General features: G+C 70.6%; 13 protein-coding genes and 1 pseudogene. 3 read left to right on the forward strand and 11 right to left on the reverse strand.

The features are described 5' to 3' along the window. Positions 1 to 14: 14 nt before the first annotated feature. Together ACWFR3_RS27675 and ACWFR3_RS27680 are read right to left on the reverse strand one after the other, a co-directional pair. A complete protein-coding gene (locus tag ACWFR3_RS27675; RefSeq protein WP_453737342.1) occupies positions 15 to 527 on the reverse strand; it encodes a DUF402 domain-containing protein in 513 nt (170 codons plus the stop codon). Beyond that, on the reverse strand, positions 508 to 1,437 hold the full coding sequence (locus tag ACWFR3_RS27680; RefSeq protein WP_453737343.1) for an N-acetyltransferase family protein: 930 nt from the start codon (positions 1,435 to 1,437) through the stop codon (positions 508 to 510). Before ACWFR3_RS27680 ends, ACWFR3_RS27675 begins: the two co-directional genes overlap by 20 nt. A gap of 70 nt (positions 1,438 to 1,507) precedes the next feature. Between ACWFR3_RS27680 and ACWFR3_RS27685 the strand changes: the two genes are divergently transcribed. Next, positions 1,508 to 1,897 (forward strand): GntR family transcriptional regulator, encoded by a 390-nt coding sequence (locus ACWFR3_RS27685; protein ID WP_453737344.1) that lies wholly within the window; start codon positions 1,508 to 1,510, stop codon positions 1,895 to 1,897. 106 nt (positions 1,898 to 2,003) lie between these two features. Here ACWFR3_RS27685 and ACWFR3_RS27690 read toward each other — a convergent pair whose 3' ends face one another. Continuing rightward, positions 2,004 to 3,098, reverse strand: coding sequence for a DUF5925 domain-containing protein (locus tag ACWFR3_RS27690; RefSeq protein WP_453737345.1), 1,095 nt, complete (start codon positions 3,096 to 3,098; stop codon positions 2,004 to 2,006). A 182-nt stretch (positions 3,099 to 3,280) separates the two neighbouring features. On the opposite strand from ACWFR3_RS27690, the gene ACWFR3_RS27695 reads away from it, so the two are divergent. Beyond that, on the forward strand, positions 3,281 to 4,705 hold the full coding sequence (locus tag ACWFR3_RS27695) for a GH39 family glycosyl hydrolase (protein WP_453737346.1): 1,425 nt from the start codon (positions 3,281 to 3,283) through the stop codon (positions 4,703 to 4,705). A 4-nt stretch (positions 4,706 to 4,709) separates the two neighbouring features. Here ACWFR3_RS27695 and ACWFR3_RS27700 read toward each other — a convergent pair whose 3' ends face one another. From ACWFR3_RS27700 to ACWFR3_RS27725, 6 genes are all read right to left on the reverse strand, one after another. After that, a complete protein-coding gene (locus ACWFR3_RS27700) occupies positions 4,710 to 8,717 on the reverse strand; it encodes a lipopolysaccharide biosynthesis protein (RefSeq protein ID WP_453737347.1) in 4,008 nt (1,335 codons plus the stop codon). Continuing rightward, a complete protein-coding gene (locus ACWFR3_RS27705; RefSeq protein ID WP_453737348.1) occupies positions 8,710 to 9,510 on the reverse strand; it encodes a polysaccharide deacetylase family protein in 801 nt (266 codons plus the stop codon). The genes ACWFR3_RS27700 and ACWFR3_RS27705 overlap by 8 nt, the downstream gene beginning before the upstream one ends. A 31-nt stretch (positions 9,511 to 9,541) precedes the next feature. Then, positions 9,542 to 10,573, reverse strand: coding sequence for a glycosyltransferase family 2 protein (locus ACWFR3_RS27710; protein ID WP_453737349.1), 1,032 nt, complete (start codon positions 10,571 to 10,573; stop codon positions 9,542 to 9,544). Next, the gene (locus tag ACWFR3_RS27715) at positions 10,570 to 11,403 is read right to left on the reverse strand and encodes a glycosyltransferase family 2 protein (RefSeq protein WP_453737350.1); all 834 of its coding nucleotides are present in this window, start codon (positions 11,401 to 11,403) and stop codon (positions 10,570 to 10,572) included. Before ACWFR3_RS27715 ends, ACWFR3_RS27710 begins: the two co-directional genes overlap by 4 nt. Before the next feature lie 380 nt (positions 11,404 to 11,783). Further along, entirely contained in the window at positions 11,784 to 12,884 is a 1,101-nt protein-coding gene (locus ACWFR3_RS27720; protein ID WP_453737351.1) for a GNAT family N-acetyltransferase, read from the reverse strand. Between the two features lies 1 nt (position 12,885). Next, entirely contained in the window at positions 12,886 to 13,317 is a 432-nt protein-coding gene (locus tag ACWFR3_RS27725; protein ID WP_453737352.1) for a hypothetical protein, read from the reverse strand. Between the two features lie 233 nt (positions 13,318 to 13,550). Between ACWFR3_RS27725 and ACWFR3_RS27730 the strand changes: the two genes are divergently transcribed. Next, the gene (locus tag ACWFR3_RS27730; RefSeq protein ID WP_453737353.1) at positions 13,551 to 14,372 is read left to right on the forward strand and encodes an SGNH/GDSL hydrolase family protein; all 822 of its coding nucleotides are present in this window, start codon (positions 13,551 to 13,553) and stop codon (positions 14,370 to 14,372) included. A 17-nt stretch (positions 14,373 to 14,389) separates the two neighbouring features. On the opposite strand, the gene ACWFR3_RS27735 is transcribed toward ACWFR3_RS27730, so the two are convergent. Then, positions 14,390 to 16,072 (reverse strand): serine/threonine-protein kinase, encoded by a 1,683-nt coding sequence (locus ACWFR3_RS27735; RefSeq protein WP_453737354.1) that lies wholly within the window; start codon positions 16,070 to 16,072, stop codon positions 14,390 to 14,392. Positions 16,073 to 16,116: 44 nt separating this feature from the next. Beyond that, positions 16,117 to 17,160 (reverse strand): annotated as a pseudogene (locus ACWFR3_RS27740) (nickel transporter); the annotation flags it as partial. Positions 17,161 to 17,306 lie beyond the last annotated feature (146 nt).

The following is a 17,306-nucleotide window of genomic DNA, read 5'->3' on the forward strand; positions in this document are numbered from 1 at the left end:
CGAAGCCGGTGACCTTACGGTGCGGGGGCGGCCGGGGAGAGGGGCGCTCCGGCGCGGGCCAACGCTTCCAGGGTGTCCAAGGCGGACAGGGCTGCCGCAGCGGCTTCGGGGTCCCTGGCCGCCAGGCCGCTTTCTGTGAACTCGTCCTCGTCCAGGCGCAGGATCGTGGTGCCGTCCGCCGAGCACCACAGGTCGAGGTCCAGGTCCTCCACCGTGAGCGTGGCGCCGTCCCGTACCGCGGGGCGGGTCACGTCGCAGTACCAGCCCTTCAGGACGCCCGTCGACGTGCGGACCTCCTTCACGGCGTACCAGCGGTCGCGCCAGTAGTGCTCCGTGAAGACATCGCCCGGCTCGAAGCGTACGAAGCCGAAGTCCCGTACTCCGGCCGCCGCCCACGGCGCGCGGACCGTCACCACGGTGCCGTCGTCCGCGACGACCTCCGCCGGGTAGCGGATCTTCGTGCGGCCCGCCTTCGTCAGGATGACGTCCACCCGGTCGGTCCGTGCGTCAGCCGAGGCTTCGGACATGGCGTACCTCCGTTGCGCAGATCTCGTAACCGAACCACTTGTTGATCGCCAGCATCGGCTCGTTCCCGGCGTCGTTGCCGGTGAACGCCTCGGTGCAGCCGGCGGCCCTCGCCCGGTGCAGGGAGTCGTTCTTGGCGAGCTTGGCGAGGCCGCGACCGCGGAACGCGCGCGCCGTGCCGGTCATGCCGCTCGCGTAGCGCGAGGCGTCGTCCGTGCGGGCCAGCGTGAAGGCGGCAGGGCGACCGTCCACCACCGCCACCGAGGTCAGCCCGCGGTCCACCAAGGGGTGGTTCCAGGTCTCGGCGAGCCAGTGCTCGTAGTCCGTGAACTCCGCCGCCACATCGCTCGGTTCGTCCGCGACGCTCTCCGCGTCCAGGTCGAAGAGGGCGCGCGGGTCGTCCCCGAACTCCGCTCCCGTACGCAACTCCACTCCCGCGGGCAGCTCCTGGCGGGGCGGCAGGGTGCCCTCGGCCAGGTCGAGGCGCAGGAAGTGGGCGGAGCGGCTCGCGCGGAAGCCGCGGCCGACGGCGAAGGCGAGGTTCGCCGGTTCGTCCAGGACCCAGGAGAAGACCGTGACGGCACCTTGGTCCGCGAGGTACTCCTGCGCCGTCCGCAGGATCAGCGAACCCGCGCCGAGCCCGCGCCGCTGCGGCAGTACGTATACGTTGGCGAAGCCCTGGCCCGGCTCGGGGCTTTCGTAGGCGATGCCCACCTGCGCCGTGCCGATGATCTCCCCGTCGGCCTCGGCCACCAACTGGCGGTACCGGCTGTCGGGATGGGCGTGCGCCAGGTCGAAGAGGACCGAGTCGGCGGTGGCGAGCATGGCGGGCACACAGGCGCGGCGGACGACGGCGAAGGCCTCGGCATCGGCTCTGTCACCGGGGCGCAGGGCGCGGACTAGAACGGTCATGAGGTCGCACGCTACGCGCGGGGTGCGCCGGGGTGCCTCTTATTTTCCGTGGGTGCGGGACAATCGCCGCGTGACTTTGAAGATCGAGATCGACGGTGGCGCCGGTGCGGGTGGCGTGCCCTCCTACGAGCAGGTGCGGGTCCAGATCGCCGAGCAGGCGCGGGGCGGGGCGCTGCCGGTGGGGTACAAGCTGCCGACCGTGCGGGGGCTCGCCCAGGAGCTCGGGCTTGCCGCCAATACGGTGGCCAAGGCGTATCGGGCCCTTGAGGCGGACGGGGTGATCGAGACCCGGGGGCGGCACGGGACGTTCGTGGCCGCGGCCGGTGACGCGGCGGCGCGGGAGGCGTCGGCTGCCGCACAGGCTTTCGCCGAGCGGGCTCAGCGGCTCGGTCTTTCCGAGGCCGCCGCGCTGGCCGCCGCGCGGGACGCTTTGCGCGCGGCTTACGGGGACTCGGGGTGACTTCGGCCCCGTAGTGCACGGCTGCACGCGTCCCCGTTGTCACCGCACCCGTGCTGATGCGGGGTGAACCGGCGGGCGGGCGGAGAGAACCGCCGCGCAGCGGCGGCTACAGATAGAGCCCGGCGTCCGCCCCCTCGCGGGGATCCGGGACCGACGTGGGGGACGTACCGCGCCGCAACGCGTACAGCTCCGCCAGAGTCGCCCCCTCGCGGGGAACCCCCTCGTCCGTGCCGAGCCAGTCGACCGACTCGGCACGGGTCAGGCCGCCGACCTCGATGCGGGCGAGGCACCGGCCGGGGCGGACCACCGCGGGGTGCAGCCGCTCCAGGTCCTCGTTCGTCGTGACGCCGACCAGGACGTTGCGGCCCTGCCCGAGCAGCCCGTCCGTCAGGTTCAGCAACCGCGACAACGCCTGCCCGGCGGTGTGCTTCGCCTCCCCCCGGATCAGCTCGTCGCAGTCCTCCAGGAGCAGCAGCCGCCAGCGGCCCTTCGCCGTACCGTCGTCCTCACCGATCGCGATGTCCATCAGATAGCCCACGTCACTGAAGAGACGCTCCGGGTCCAGGACGCAGTCCACCTGGCACCAGTCGCGCCAGGACCGCGCCAGCGTCCGCAGCGCCGACGTCTTGCCGGTGCCCGGCGGGCCGTGCAGGAGCAGGAGGCGGCCCGAGATGTCCTCGGGCGTCGTCTTCATCAGGGAGTCCATGGCCTCGGCGACCGGCGCGGTGTAGTTCTCCCGCACCTCTTCCCACGTACCGGCGGCGATCTGCCGCGTGGTGCGGTGCGGGCCGCGCCTGGGAGACACGTACCAGAACCCCATGGTCACGTTGTCCGGCTGCGGCTCGGGCTCGTCCTGCGCGCCGTCCGTCGCCTGCTTCAGGACCTTCTGCGCGAGCTCGGCACTGGTCGCCGTCACCGTGACGTCCGCGCCGCGGTTCCAGCGGGAGATCAGGAGCGTCCAGCCGTCGCCCTCGGCCAGTGTCGCGCTGCGGTCGTCGTCACGGGCCGCGCGCAGCACCTTCGCACCCGGCGGGAGCAGCGTGGATCCGGACTTGACGCGGTCGATGTTGGAGCTGTGCGAGAAGGGCTGCTCGCCGGTGGCGAAGCGGCCGAGGAAGAGGGCGTCCACGACATCCGACGGGGAGTCGCTGTCGTCTACGTTGAGCCGGATCGGCAGGGTGTCCTGAGGGTTCGCAGACATGCCGCCATGATCCGGCACACAAGTGCCCTCGTGCATCCCGGTTTAGGCACTCCGTCGGGCTCCGCCGCGCTCCGGCGTACTGCGCCGGGCACGGGAAGGCTTGAAGGCGCTCTCGGAATGCCCCGAACCCATGGCAACGGAACCTGTCCTACCGCCAACTGCCCCGGTTACGATTGCCCCTGATGGGATGTCATGGGTGGAATTCGGGGGCGCAGCGGTGGCGGCTCACCGCGCTGCTCGGCGTAGCTGTGGCCGCACTGGCCCTGATCCTGACCGTCATCACCACGCTCCCCGGTGACGACACGGGCACCGAGGGCACCACGCGCGACGGGGACAAGGTGCACGGCACCCCCGAGATCCCGCCCGGTGACGCGAAACCGGCCGTCGGCTGGGGCTTCACCCACACCCAGTACAGCGCGGACCACGGCGAGAAAGCCGCCAAGCAGCGAGCCGAGGAGATGCTCGCGAACCAGCCGCGCCCGCTGCCGCAGATCCAGCACATCATGGGCTGGGGCGCGAGCAACCCCGAGCCGGTCAAGGGGCGTTACGACTTCTCGGAGATGGACAGCCGGATGGACTTCATCCGCGCCACCAACGGCACGCCGGTCGTCACCCTGTGCTGCTCCCCGGACTGGATGAAGGGCGGCAAGCCCGGCGCGGACAACACCGACTGGAGCCAGCAGTCCCTGGAGACCGCTCCGGAGCCCGCCCACTTCAAGGACTTCGCAAAGCTCGCGGCGACCGTGGCCAAGCGCTATCCGGACGTACGGCACTTCATCGTCTGGAACGAATTCAAGGGCTTCTGGAACAGCGAAGAGGCCCGCTGGGACTACGAGGGCTACACCAAGCTCTACAACCTGGTCTACAAGGAGCTCAAGAAGGTCAACAAGGACATCATGGTCGGCGGCCCCTACCTCGTCATGGACAGCGTCGACCCGCGCCAGACCGAGGGCGCGTCGACGGAGGTCAAGGGCGCCTGGGGCCGTATGGACCAGCGGGTCCTGGACGCCTTCGACTACTGGAACAAGAACAAGGCGGGCGCGGACTTCGTCGTCGTGGACGGCTCCAGCTACACCGTCGACGACGAGATGCTCCCGGACGAGTTCAAGGCCACCGAGAAGTTCACGGCGGTCGGCAAGTGGGTGCGGGAGCGCACCGGCGATCTGCCGCTGTGGTGGTCCGAGTACTACGTGGAACCGGGCGACAGCAACGACAACCGCGACGACTGGTCCGAGCCCCACCGCGTCGCCGTGCAGGCCACGGGGCTGATGGCGATGGCTCGCGGCGGCGCGAGCAGCGGCTTCTACTGGAACCCGCAGAACAGGGGCGAGGACTGTGCGGGCTGCCTGTGGCGCTCCACGGAGCTCGACGACGGCGGCACGGAGCTGCCGATGCTGAAGATGCTCTCCCGGTTCAGCGACGCGTTCCCGCCCGGCACGGAGTACGAGAAGGTCTCCGTCGCCGCGGACGACGTACCGAACGTACGCGTCCTGGCCAGCAAGAAGACGGTGCTCGTCGTGAACACCCTGGACCGCCCGATCGACGCGAAGATCGACGGACAGCGGTTCACGATGAAGGGATACGGGGTGAAGTGGTTGGAGCGCTGACCTGTCACGCCATCGTCAGGAACCGCTGGATCAGCGAGGCCAGCAGCACCGCGAGCAGCGGCAGCGAGAACCAGAAACTGCTCTGCAGCCAGCGCAGCTGCCGCACGCTCGGCTCCACCGCCACCCGCACGACCTCACGGGTGGCGAGCAGCAGGACCAGGGCGATCGCCGCGAGCGCGCCGACCACCGACCAGGGGGTCCAGGTGATCTGCGGGCCGATCGGGCCCGGAGCGGCCTTCTCGACCGTGCCGGTCGGCTGCTTGCGCAGCGTGTAGAGGGTCGCGTCGTCGTTCGTGAGGACCTTCTTCAGCTCCAGGCGGTCGTCGAGGTTCGCCATCAGCCGGGTGTCCCAGGACCGCGAATAGCCCACGTCCATCTGGAGATAGACCGTCTGACTCTTGTTGATCATCAGATACGAGTTGGGGCCCGCGTCCTTGAGCGCCTTCACCAGGCTGGAGACCAGGACCGGGTCGGCCGGGGCGAGGGTCGGCACGTACTGCACCTTCTCCATGTCCCGGGTGCCCCAGGGCATCGCGGGCGTCACGTTGTTGATCGTGTCGTCGCTCATCCAGAGCAGGCGCACCGTCGGATCGTCGTGTTCGTACACGTAATCCATCGCGGCGACTTCTCCGGCCCGGGTCCGCTCGAAGGGTTCGTTGCCCCAGCGCGCGACCAGGAAGCCGCCCATCAGGACGAGCCCCGCCATCAGCGCGGCGATCGGCGCCAGGCTCACCCGGTCGCGGTCCCGTTCCTTCGCGGTGATGCCCGCGCGCGGGAACAGCGCGAGACCGGCGAGGAGGGCGGCGCCCGGCAGGGCGAACATGAAGACGCGGAGCGCCATCTCGCCGCCGTACGACTGCATGCCGAAGCCCAGGAACGGCACGAACGTCAGGACGAGCAGCGAGCGCTCGGTGTACTTGTGGTCGCGCCGCCGCCACCAGCCGTAGCAGGCGAGCGCCATGACACCGCCGGCAAGGGCCACGCGTGCGTAGAGGACGAGCTGATGGGTCGAACTGCCGCCCTCGATCCGGCCCGACACCGACGACGACACATTGCCGCCGACGCCGCCGATGCCGCCGAACAGCTCGTCGAAGTGCCCCGACCAGTACGGCTCCGCCAGGAAGCCCAGCCAGACGGCGACGAAGACCGCGAAGAGGATCGGGAGGCCGCGCAGCTCCGAGCGGCCCACCAGGACGAGCACGGCAAGGACGCCGAGCATCACGAACGGCGTCAGCTGGTGCGCCGGGACCGTCGCCGCGAACAGGGCGATCAGGATCACGAGCAGCACCGCGCGCTGGCGCCGGTCGGCGGGCTCGACTTCAAGCTCGCCGGGGCGGCGCTTGGCCCACAGCACGTGGGGCGCGCGGAACCAGACGAGGAGCACCGCGACGAACACCAGATAGAGCAGGTACGTGAAGCCCTGCGGGGAGAAGTAGTCCTGGCCGACCCAGCCGCTCAGCGCAAAGATCCACACGCCGGCCCACTTGGCGCGCCAGGACGCCCGCATGGCGCGCACGAGCAGCAGCATCGGCGCCAGATAGAGCAGTTGCATGGCCAGCGGCCACCAGCGGATGACCTCGGTCATGTCCGAGATGCCGCACGCCTTCGCCACGAACGTGGCCGCGGCGAAGAATCCGGGCCAGCTCCAGCGCGCGTCCAGGTCGGGCACCGCGGAGCCGGTCCTGTCGATGTACTCCATGAAGCCGAGGTGCTGCCAGGCCGTCGCGAACCGCGGCTCGTCCTCCAAGACGGCGGGCAGTGCGTGCAGGCACACCACCGTGGCGATCAGGGTCGTCAGGAGCAGGGCCTGGTGCGGCCGTTCCGTCCAGAGCAGGGAGGCGAAGACGACGACGAGCAGGGCTGCCCCGAGCAGGGTCGGCGTGGGCAGGACGGAGATGAGCCCGAGCCCGCCCATCCCGTCCAGGTCCGCTTCCGTGATGCCGAGCGCGGGCAGCCAGTACAGGGCGAGCGCGAAGGCCAGGAACAGCGCCATGAAGAGGGTGCGGCGCCCGGCGAGCGGTTTCGGGGCGGCGGGGGGCCCGGGCGGCGCCTGCGGCGCGGGCGCGTCGGTGCCGGGCTCCTCCGCGGGCGCCGTGACGGCCGATGACACCGAGGGAGGGATCGGCGAGGGTGGTGCGGGCTCCCGTGGTCCCGGCGGAGGAGTTCTCAGCGCCCAGGTCGGCCGGTGCTCCATGTCGTCCCCCTCGTCCCCCGTACCCGCGGGCCCCCCGCCAGCGGTTTTTCCCGACGCGGGCTTCCCGGAGGCCGACGTCCCCCCGACCGGTGTCCCCCCGACCGGTGTTCCCACATCCGGCGTACCGGCATCCGGCGTCCCGGCATCCGGCTTCCCGAAGGAGGCCGCCCTCCCCGAAGCAGACCTCCCCGCAGCGGACCTGCCGAAAGCCGGTGTCCCGGCAGCGGGCGTTCCCGGCCCCGGACGCACGTCGGGCCTGCGCTCCGGATGCTCGAAGTCGGTCTGCACGGCCAGCTGCAGCGTGTCCGAGTCCAGTGTCTCGCGCAGCGCCCAGGCGGGCCCCCGCCGTTCCTTCCGCTGCCCCGGCACCTCGGCGGGGGACGGGGGCGTCACCTCGGGCGTCCCCAGATCGGCGAGGTCGCCGTCAGGGGCCGCGTCGGCCGGCTCGGAGGAGGGAGCTCCCCGCGCCACCCGGTACAGCTTCGGCGCCGCGATCGCCACGATCACCGCGAGGCTGGAGATCTCCGCTACGCCCGCCCCCGTGAGCCCCATCCGCGGCAGCAGAAGCAGCGTCAGGCCGAGCACGAGAACGCACAACAGGCCCTGCAGCCAGGCGATCCCGGACGTACGGCTCTGCGCGCGCTGCACCGCGAAGTACGTCTCCATGACGACCCGCAGCGCCGCGCCCACCGCGAACCAGCGAAGCAGCGGCGTCGCGGCGTCCGCGTACCCCTGGCCGAAGACCCGCAGGACGTAGGGCGCGCAGATGAAGAGCAGCCCGCACACCGGCAGCATGATGCGCGCCATGCGGCGCAGCACGGCCCTGGTGTTCGCCGCGAGCCGCGCTGGGTCGTGCGCGCCCTCGACGGTCAGCGAGGCGCCCATGTTGATGGCGAGCAGATTGACCGTGCCGCCGATCGTGGTGGTGATGTAGAAGTACGCGTTGTCGACCGAGCTGACCTGCGAGGCGACGATCACCGGCACGAGATAGACCACGGCGAGCGAGAAGAGCGAGCCCGTGTAGTCGCCGGCCAGGAAGCGGCCGATCTCGCGCAGCGTCGGCGGCTGCGCCTTGTCCCTGGTGGCCTTCACGTGCTGGGGCACCAGGCGCCGGAACACCAGCCAGCCGAGCGGGATGACCGACACGGCGATCGCGGCGACCCACGACACGAAGACGCCCGCCGTCGGGATCGCCGCGGCGATCGCGATGAGCAGGCCCAGCTTGACGACCGAGAAGATCGTGTTGCCGACCGGTACCCACAGGGCGCTGCGCAGCCCCGTGAGCACCCCGTCCTGCAGGGTGAGCAGCGACCAGGCGACGACCGCGGCGATGAAGCCGAGGCCGCTCAGCGGGCCGTGCAGGAATCTGTACGAGGGCCCCCACAGGTCGAGCGTGAGCAGGAAGATCAGCGCGGCGAACGCGACGACCAGCGAACTGCCCGCGTACGTGCGGAAGATGAGCCTGCCCGTCGCGCGCCCCGCGACCGGTATGAAGCGGGCCAGGGCCCCCATCAGGGTGAGGGCGGTGAGGCCCGCCAGGAACTTCATGGCGGCGATCGCCGCCGAGCCCTGGCCGACCGCCGACTCGGAGTAGTACCGGGCGGCGGCCAGCCAGAAGCCGAGACCGAGCACGCCGGAGATGCCGGTGTTCAGCATCAGTGCGTAGGCGTTGCGGAACAGCGGACTTCCGCCGCCCGGGCCGCCGCCGTTGCCGGGCAGGCGCATTCTGCTCATCCTGCCCGACTTGCCGGACGGCGGCTGCTGTTCGGTCATGGGAGGCCCAGAGACGTCTGCCCGGGCGGTCGACGTGTCAGACACGGGTACGAGTTGCCTTCCGGCGGGCCTGTCGGGCTCTGCGGACCACGGCGTACCCCTTGGTGAGGGCACAGTCCTTTGCGAAATTGCGGGTGATCGCACGGCCCTCGACGAGCCGCTCGAACTCCTCGATGCCGGTGGAACGGCGCACGGTCACCCGCTTGAGGGCGTACGGCCCCTGGGTGCGGCGCGCGAGGCCGTTGTTGACCGCGAGCGACTGGGCGAACCCGGCGCCGCGCACCGTGCGCCGCACCCGGCGGCTGGAGTAGCCGTACGGGTAGGCGAAGGAGGCGGGCCGGGTGCCGAGTTCGTCGGTGACGATCTCCCGGCAGCGCAGCAGCTCGAACCAGAGGTCGTCGTCGTCCAGCTGGTCGAGCTCCGGGTGCGTATGGCTGTGTCCGCCTATTTCCGTGCCGGCCGCGGCCAGTTCGCGCACCTGGTCCCAGTCGAGCATCAGATCGAGGCCGCCCCCGGTGTCGTACGCCCCGCGCAGCCAGCCCGTGGAGACGAACAGCGTCGAGGCGAAGCCGTGCTTGGCGAGCACGGGCAGGCCGTGCCGGTGCACGCCTTCGTAGCCGTCGTCGAAGGTGATCAGGACCGGCTTGCCCGGCAGCGGGCGGCCGGGCGTGCGCCAGATCGCGCCGAGGGCGGCCGTGGTGAGCGGCGTGAAGCCCCGTTCGCCGAGCAGTTCGAGCTGGTCGGCGAACGCCTCGGGAGACACGGACAGATCCCGCGTCTCCCGCGTCGGCTTATGGGAGATGGAGTGGTACATGAGTATCGGAACCGGCGCGTTCATGACGGCCCCCCTCGGCCGATCGGTGCCGTGCTCATGCCGCAGCCCCCTCACCGTCCGCTTCCTTCCCGATCTCCACGACCGAGAATGTGGCGCCTCCCCTGCGCGCGCGGACACTGCCGAGGACGTACCCCCCGGCAGCCGTGACCACGCCCGCCACAATGGCCCCAGCGCGCCCCGCGCCGCCCGGACGCGCGAGCAGCGCGTCACGCAGCCCGCGCCCGACACCGGCGGGCAGGACACGCGTGGTGTAGCGCCGCTCGGACTCAAGGCCCTTGCCCGCACCGACACTTCGGGCCACGAGCGCCTTGGAAAGGCCCTCCGCGTACGTCCGCGTGCGGAAGTACGCGAAGCGCTCCCGGGCGGCCGGGACGCGGTGGTGGATCACCGCGCGGTCGTCGATGAGGAGGATCGCGTCCGGTCTGGCCCGGCTGAGCCGGATGCACAGCTCCGTCTCCTCGCCGCCGAGGGGGCGCTTGTCGCCGTCGCGTCCGATGCCGGTGGCGAAGCCGCCCGCCTCCTCGAAGGCGGTGCGGCGGAAGGAGGCGTTGCCGCCCAGGACGTTGCGCACCCGCACCCGCCCGCCCGGCAGCCCTTTGTACGTACAGCCGACGACCCAGTCGAACTCCTCGGGGAACCAGGCGGGCCTGCGCCCGGCCTCCCAGACGGGCATGGTGCGCCCGCCCACCGCGAAGACCAGCGGGTCGGCGTACCCCTCGGCGAAGTGGCGCAGCCAGTCCCGCTCCGCGACGGCGTCGTCGTCCAGGAAGGCGATGATCTCGCCGCCGGAGGCCGCGATCCCGGTGTTGCGGCCCGCGGAGAGGCCGCGGGGGCCCGCGTTCGCGAGCACCCGCACCTCCTCGGTCTCCTTGTACTCCTTGGCGAGCCGGTCCAGGAGCGAGGCGTTGTGATCCACCACGAGCAGCGTCTCCAGGGCCGCAAGGGACTGCGCCCGCACCGAGGCGACCGCCGCGAGGATGTCCTCCCAGCGGTCTTCGGTGTAAGCGCAGATGACGACCGAGATGCCCGCCACCGTGCTTCCCCCGTGCCGGTCGGCAGAGCTCAAGACACCTCTCCCTGACGCGTGCGGGCGGGCACGCCGCGGGTGCGGCGCCGCTGCCCGCGGCGGTTCGAGCGCTCCGTGAGGATCACCTTCAGGACCCGCAGACCGTCGCGCACGGCGCTGAGGTTGCTGACGCCGTGGATGCGCAGGTACTCGTGGCTGGGGATCTCCTGCACCTTGAGCCCGGCCTTGACGACCCGGATGTTCATCAGGGTCTCCACCTCGAAGCCCGTGCAGTCGAGCTCTATCTTGTCGAGGCAGTGCCGCCAGAAGGCGTTGTAGCCGTAGCACAGGTCGGTGTAGCGGGCGCCGAACTTGGCGTTCACGACGGAGCACAGGACGTGGTTGCCGAGCTTGCGGATCGGCGTCATGTCGTCCGTGGCGCCGCCGTTGGCGAACCGTGAGCCCTTGGCGAAGTCCGCGCCCGAGACGAGGGCGGAGACGTAGCTGACGATCTCGTGCCCGTCGGCCGAGCCGTCCGCGTCGACCATCACGATGATGTCGCCGGTGCACGCCTCGAACCCGGTGATCAGGGCGTCGCCCTTGCCCTTGCCGAGCTGTCGGACGACCTTCACGTCCGGCCACAGCTCCCGTGCGACGGCGACCGTGTCGTCGGTGGAATTGCCGTCCACAAGCACGACCTCATGGATCCAGTCGGGCAGTGTCTTGAAGACGTAGGGAAGATTCTCCGCCTCGTTCATCGCGGGAATCACGACACTCACCGGCGGTGCGATCGCCAGGTGCGTGGAAATCGGTCGGTAGTTTACGGACAGCGCCGGCTTGTCTAACGGATCCTGGCCCGGCTCGGCGGCCGGGCGCACAACAGAACTCACGAGTCTGATCCCTCTCGTCCGGTGGACCGCCCACCCCCGGGCAGTCCCGCTATGTATCCGGTTCGAAAGGGGGGTTCTCACTTACGCATGACGAAATGGATCTCCGTGCACGCCAAAGTGGGCTGGCATCGCGCGGGACGTGACTCGGCAATGATTCGGTCACCGAGCACGGCACCCCCCTACCGCGCCCCGCGCCGGAACCACCGCGATCTTGAGCCCTCCCCTAGATCGCATTACGTGATGGACCGATGCGGGTGGATGTACGACGGTATTGATGATTGAGACCGTATGGCAAGACCTGGAACGTGGCCTCACGTTTTTTATGATTTGGCCTGTCTTGGCGGGCACATTCGGAGCGCCCTGTTCCTACTTGGTGACCTTTATTCCTTCTTTCTTGATCGGATTCTTCCCACCTGTTTCAGCAGCTTGTCGGCGGGTTCGAAGAATTCCGGCCGCGACAAGACCGTGTTGCGCAGCGCCCTGACCGGAGCGCGCCGCGCCCGGTGACCGATCGCTGCCGGATGGCGCAGAGCCACCCACCCCTCGGACACGGTGAGTTCGCGCGTCTTGAGGGAGTCCTTGTACTGCTTCTGGCCCCGTCCGAGATCGAGATAGGCGATGCCGTCGGCGGCGGCCGCCTCGGCCATGCGCAGATGCATGATCAGGCCGGGTGAGTACTTGGCGTACGCAGGGTCGTAGGCCGGGAACCACTGGGCGATGACCCGCTCGGAGCGCATCCCGAAGTGCGCGGCCACCGGCACCTCGTCGACGTAGAGCACGGAGAGCAGGCCGGCGAACTGATCGAACCTGGTGTGGAAGAGCTGCCCCACGAGCTGCTTGATCCAGGCGTGCGAGAAGCGGTCGCTGCGGCCCGTCCTGCGGTACTGGGCCGACTTCCACTCCATCAGGGTGCGAAGGACCGCCGGGTCGCGCTCGTCGTGCACGTAGCGCACGGTGCCGTGGTCGCGTGCGAGCCTGCGCTCCTTGGCGAGCGTCGAGCGGGTGAACTTCGGTGACTTGGCCTTGAGCTGGCCGAGATATGCCTCGTACCCCTGGTCGATGTCCATGACGGGGGAGGCGAAGGAACCGGAGGCGCCCGCCTCGAACGGCCCCTGGCCGCCGGCCAGATGGTCGAACTCGTACATCGCGAGCCCGCAGGCCCGCAGGAGCTCCCGCGCGTCCCAGGTGAAGCCGGGCCGGTGCACCAGGCCCTGGCAGTCGGAGACGCCGAGGCCGATGGCCCGGCCGATGCCGGTGATGGATCTCTGGAACGGGAAGAAGGCCGCCGGCTCACCGTCTTCGCGCACGACCGCGATCCGCACCCCGCGGCGCCAGTGGCCCACCGCGAGGGTGAACTCGGGGGAGAGGAAAGGATTGGCCAGCTCCGGCGAGCCGTGGAGGTGCGCCTTGGACTGCAGCGCCGTCCAGGCCACCCGGTCCGCGGCGGTGAGTTCTCCGGGGCGGTGCACGGTGATGTCCACGTCAGGAGGTCCGCCTCGTCGGGGTACGGCGTCGCAACCTCCGTACCAGTACCAGCAGATGGATGAGCGAGCCGATCACGGTGATGGCCACGACTCCGCCGCGTACCGACCATATGTGCAGGGCCAGCATCGCCTGGGCCACCAACAGGTTGACCGCGACGGACCCGGAAATGGAAGCCAAGATCCGGCCCCATGGCTCAAGTCCGCGGAGCGCGGCGGCGATCGCGGAGCCCGGAGCGGCCAACAGGAAGAAGAGGGTGAAGGGGGCGCGCAGCGGCGATTCGATGTCGGTGAGCGCGAGCATCGCGCCGACGGCACCGACCGCAACAGCCGTACCCGCGAGCAACGGCAGCGCGTCCTCGTGACGGATCGGCGTGCCCGATGAGCCGCGTGCGGTGTCTGATGACGGTGCCTTGATCCTGATGGTCTGCATTGGCGACTTTGCCCCCCGACGCGCCGGATGCCGGGCTTCAATGTCGCGCAGTCCACGGCGGCGCGTCAAGATGCGGAGGGAGTGTGCAGATGTTCCCCGTAGGGGCCTTAACGGGTGGGCAACTCGCCGTGCGGGCAGGGGAATTGCAGGCGAACTTGTTGACATGAACACTACCGGTGGCCCGGGGGGAGTGGTACCACAGTCGTGGCAGAAATCCTGCTAAGGGAGGTTCCATGAGATTGTCCCGAATCACGGCATACGCTTCCTCACTCCTCCTCGCCGCCGCCTTCGCCCTCACCGGGGCTACAGCGGCCGGTGCAGCCCCGTCCGACCAACAGGCCGCCGCCACCGGCTATGTGGCACTCGGCGACTCCTACTCCTCCGGCGTCGGATCCGGCGCCTACGACAGCGGCAGCGGCAACTGCAAGCGAACCCCGCGCGCGTACCCCGCGCTCTGGGCGGCCGCCAACTCACCCTCCAGTTTCAATTTCACGGCTTGTTCGGGTGCCCGTACGGGTGACGTTCTCGCCAACCAGCTCGGCCCGCTCGGCTCGGGAACGGGTCTGGTCAGCCTCACCATCGGCGGCAACGACGCGGGCTTCGCCGACGTCATGACGACCTGCGTCCTGCAGTCCGAGAGCAACTGCCTGGCGCGGATCGCGACGGCACGCAGCTACGTCGAGACGACGCTGCCCGCCAACCTCGACAAGGTCTACTCGGCGATCAGCGCCAAGGCACCGGCCGCCCGGGTCGTCGTGCTCGGATACCCCCGCTTCTACAAACTCGGCGGCGGCTGTATCGCCGGTCTCTCCGAGAAGGAGCGCAGCGCCATCAACAGCGCATCCGACTTCCTCAACTCCACCACGGCCAAGCGCGCCGCCGACCACGGTTTCGCCTTCGGGGACGTGGCCGCCAAGTTCACCGGGCACGAGATCTGCTCGGGCGACGCGTGGCTGCACAGCGTGAACTGGACCAACATCGGCGAGTCCTACCACCCCAAGGCCGCGGGCCAGTCCGGCGGCTACCTTCCCGTGTTCGGGGCTGCCGCGTCCTGATCCGCCCGGCCCGGCGCTCAGGTGTTCGGCGCATAGGAGGAGGAGCCCCCGCCCGTCGTCGGGGGCTCCTCTTCGCATTTCACCGAGTACGTCACGGAGTTGGAGGTGGCCTCCACCGGGCTGCGCACCTCCACGCTGATCGAGTTCTGATACGTCGAGCCCGGCTCGCCCGTGACCGTCTCCGTGTGGTGCACCTGCTTGGTCCTGCCACCGCCCGAGGCGAAGCTGAGCGTCTTCCAGCCGGGGTCGCTCGGCTCGCCCGACTTGGTCACCCAGCGGTAGTCGACGGTGACCGGAACGCGCCCCACCGTGAAGGTCGCGGTGAAGGAGGGGGCTTGCCCCGCCGCCGGCGGACAGACGCCGCTGTACTGCGTGTACGAGCCGGTGACCGAGACCTTGACGGACTGCGGCGGGTGCTTGGTCGAACCTCCGCCGTTGCCGTTGCCTCCGCCGTTCGTGGAACCACCGCCGGTGGAGTTGTTGCCGTTGCCGTTGTTGTTCGAGCCGCCGCCTTCGTTTCCGCCCGACGTACTGTTCCCGCCGCTCTTGCCGCCGTCCGAGCCGCCGTCGCTGTTGCCGCCTTCGTTCCCGCCGCTTCCGTTGCCGCCGCCTTCGGAGGAACCGCTGCTGCTGCCGCCCCCGCCTCCGTCGTCGCGATTGATCAGGGCGTACGCGATGCCGCCCAGAGCCAGTGCGAGGGCGATCAGGCCCGCGGTGAACGCGAGGACCGAGCGGCGCGAACGCGCCGGCGGGACGGTGGTGGTCGTGGTGACGACGGGTTCCTGTTGATCCGGTGGCGGCGGAAGCGGCGAGGGGGATTGCTGTTGCTGCTGTGACGTGACGGTCGGCATGTACGGGAGGGGCGTCTGGATGCTGGGGGTACCGCCCGCCGCGACGAGCCGCAACTGGTTCTCGGTCTCCGCCGCGGAGATCCGGGCGGCGGGGTCCTTCCGCAGCAGCCCCTCGATGGCCGGGGCCAGCGGGCCCGCGTTCCGCGGCTGCGGCAGCTCCTCGTCGACGACCGCGCGCAACGTACTGAGCGGGGTGTCCTGGCGGAACGGCGAGCTGCCCTCCACGGCCGCGTAGAGCAGCACTCCCAGCGACCACAGATCGGACTCGGGTCCCGGCTTGCGCCCCAACGCACGCTCCGGGGCCAGGAATTCGGGCGAGCCCACCACCTCACCCGTCATGGTGAGCGCCGAACTGCCCTCCACCATGGCGATCCCGAAGTCGGTGAGGACGACCCGCCCGTCGTTCGCGATGAGTACGTTGCCGGGCTTGACGTCGCGGTGCAGCACACCGGCCTCATGGGCGGCCCGCAGGGCGGCGAGCACCTCGGCGCCGATGCGGGCGGCGCGCTGGGGCGGCATCGGCCCTTCCGAGTCGAGGATGTCGGACAGCGAGAGTCCCCGCACGATCTCCATGACGATCCACGGGCGCCCGTCCTCGCTCGCCACGTCATAGACCGTCACGACATTGCGGTGCGGGATACGGGCCGCGGCCCAGGCCTCCCGCTCAAGGCGGGCATACAGCCGCTCGACGTCGCCGGCCGGGAGCCCGGCGGGGGCGCGCACTTCCTTGACCGCGACCTCGCGGCCCAGGACTTCGTCGCGGGCCCGCCAGACCGTGCCCATGCCGCCTTCGCCCAAGGGGGCGATGAGGCGGTAGCGCCCTGCGATCACACGCTCGTTCCCGCTCACGGGCGTCCCCCATCCGCAGCCGTGCGATTCTCCACAAAACTACCTCAACCGAGCGCTGTTGCCGCCCCTTTGAACACCAATCCACACCCCAGGGCGACCACGACACAGGCCGAACCGAGCGGCAGGAAGCGCTGAGTGGCCCGGTGCAGCCACCGGGGCCCGCGGACCACCCGCCGTCCGGCGATGGACCCGACCCGTACGACGAGGAACCCGGCGGCCGTCAGCGTGACGGCGAGCCCCACCCCGTACGCGAGGACGAGCAGCAGTCCGAACCAGGCCTCGCCCAGGGCGGCGGCGCCGACGAGCACGACGACGGCGGAGGGGCTGGGCACGAGTCCGCCGGCGAAGCCGAGGAAGAGGGCGCCGCGGAGGGTGGGCGGTGCGTCGTGGGTGTGATGGTGATGCCCGTGTCCGTGGTCATGTCCGTGCTCGTGTCCGTGTGCATGTCCGTGCCCGTGGTGATGGTGGTGCTGGCGGGCGTGCTTGCGGCGCCGCCAGGCTCTGCGTATGAGCAGGGCTCCCGCCCCGGTGACGAGGACGCCGCTGACCACTCCGAGCCAGGCGATGACGGACGGGGCCGCGACCGAGCCTCCCGCCACCAGCAGCCCCAGGGCGGTCACCCCCAGCGTGTGCGTGACGGTCACGGAGGCGGCCAGGGGCAGGACGTCCCGCAGAGACGCGTGTCCCCGCGCGGCGGCGGTCGCGGCCATCAGCGTCTTGCCGTGCCCCGGCGCGAGGGCGTGCAGCGCCCCCAGCAACAGGGCGGTGGCCAGGGCGAGTCCGGCGAAGCCGGGGGTGAGGTCGTGGCGGGCGACGAGTCCGGTGAGCGCCTGCGTCCACCGGTCCGCGCCGCGCGGCAGCACGGAGGCCGGTGCCTCCGGCCGCTCCTCGCTCAGGGCGGGGCCGCCGGGAGTGATCCGCAGGGCGGCCGAGTCCTCGCCGGGCGGTGAGTCGAGCAGCCGCTGCGGGTAGCGCGTGAGGCGCTTGGAGACGGACTTCTCCGGTACGTCCGACGCGCTCAGGGTCATCCGGTCGCCCTGCGCGGTGACTTCGCGCCAGCCGGGGCCCTTTTCTCCCGCTGCCTCGAAGCGGGGGGGGGGGGGGGGGGGGGGGGGGGGGGGGGGGGGGGGGGGGGGGCCCCCCCCGCCGGGGGGGGGGGGGGGGGCCCCCCCGAGCCTCACCCCCGAGGATCGTGGATCGTGCCCCCGCCCGCGTGGTCGGCGTGGCGCTTCAG

This window comes from Streptomyces sp. NPDC055189, assembly GCF_053606765.1.

What these genes read in the sequence shown, in the direction of transcription:
- ACWFR3_RS27725 (WP_453737352.1), bottom strand. Translation starts at nt 13,317, where the DNA reads ATGCAGACCATCAGGATCAAGGCACCGTCATCAGACACCGCACGCGGC.
- ACWFR3_RS27675 (WP_453737342.1), bottom strand. Translation starts at nt 527, where the DNA reads ATGTCCGAAGCCTCGGCTGACGCACGGACCGACCGGGTGGACGTCATC.
- ACWFR3_RS27695 (WP_453737346.1), top strand. Translation starts at nt 3,281, where the DNA reads ATGGGATGTCATGGGTGGAATTCGGGGGCGCAGCGGTGGCGGCTCACC.
- ACWFR3_RS27680 (WP_453737343.1), bottom strand. Translation starts at nt 1,437, where the DNA reads ATGACCGTTCTAGTCCGCGCCCTGCGCCCCGGTGACAGAGCCGATGCC.
- ACWFR3_RS27730 (WP_453737353.1), top strand. Translation starts at nt 13,551, where the DNA reads ATGAGATTGTCCCGAATCACGGCATACGCTTCCTCACTCCTCCTCGCC.
- ACWFR3_RS27705 (WP_453737348.1), bottom strand. Translation starts at nt 9,510, where the DNA reads ATGAACGCGCCGGTTCCGATACTCATGTACCACTCCATCTCCCATAAG.
- ACWFR3_RS27690 (WP_453737345.1), bottom strand. Translation starts at nt 3,098, where the DNA reads ATGTCTGCGAACCCTCAGGACACCCTGCCGATCCGGCTCAACGTAGAC.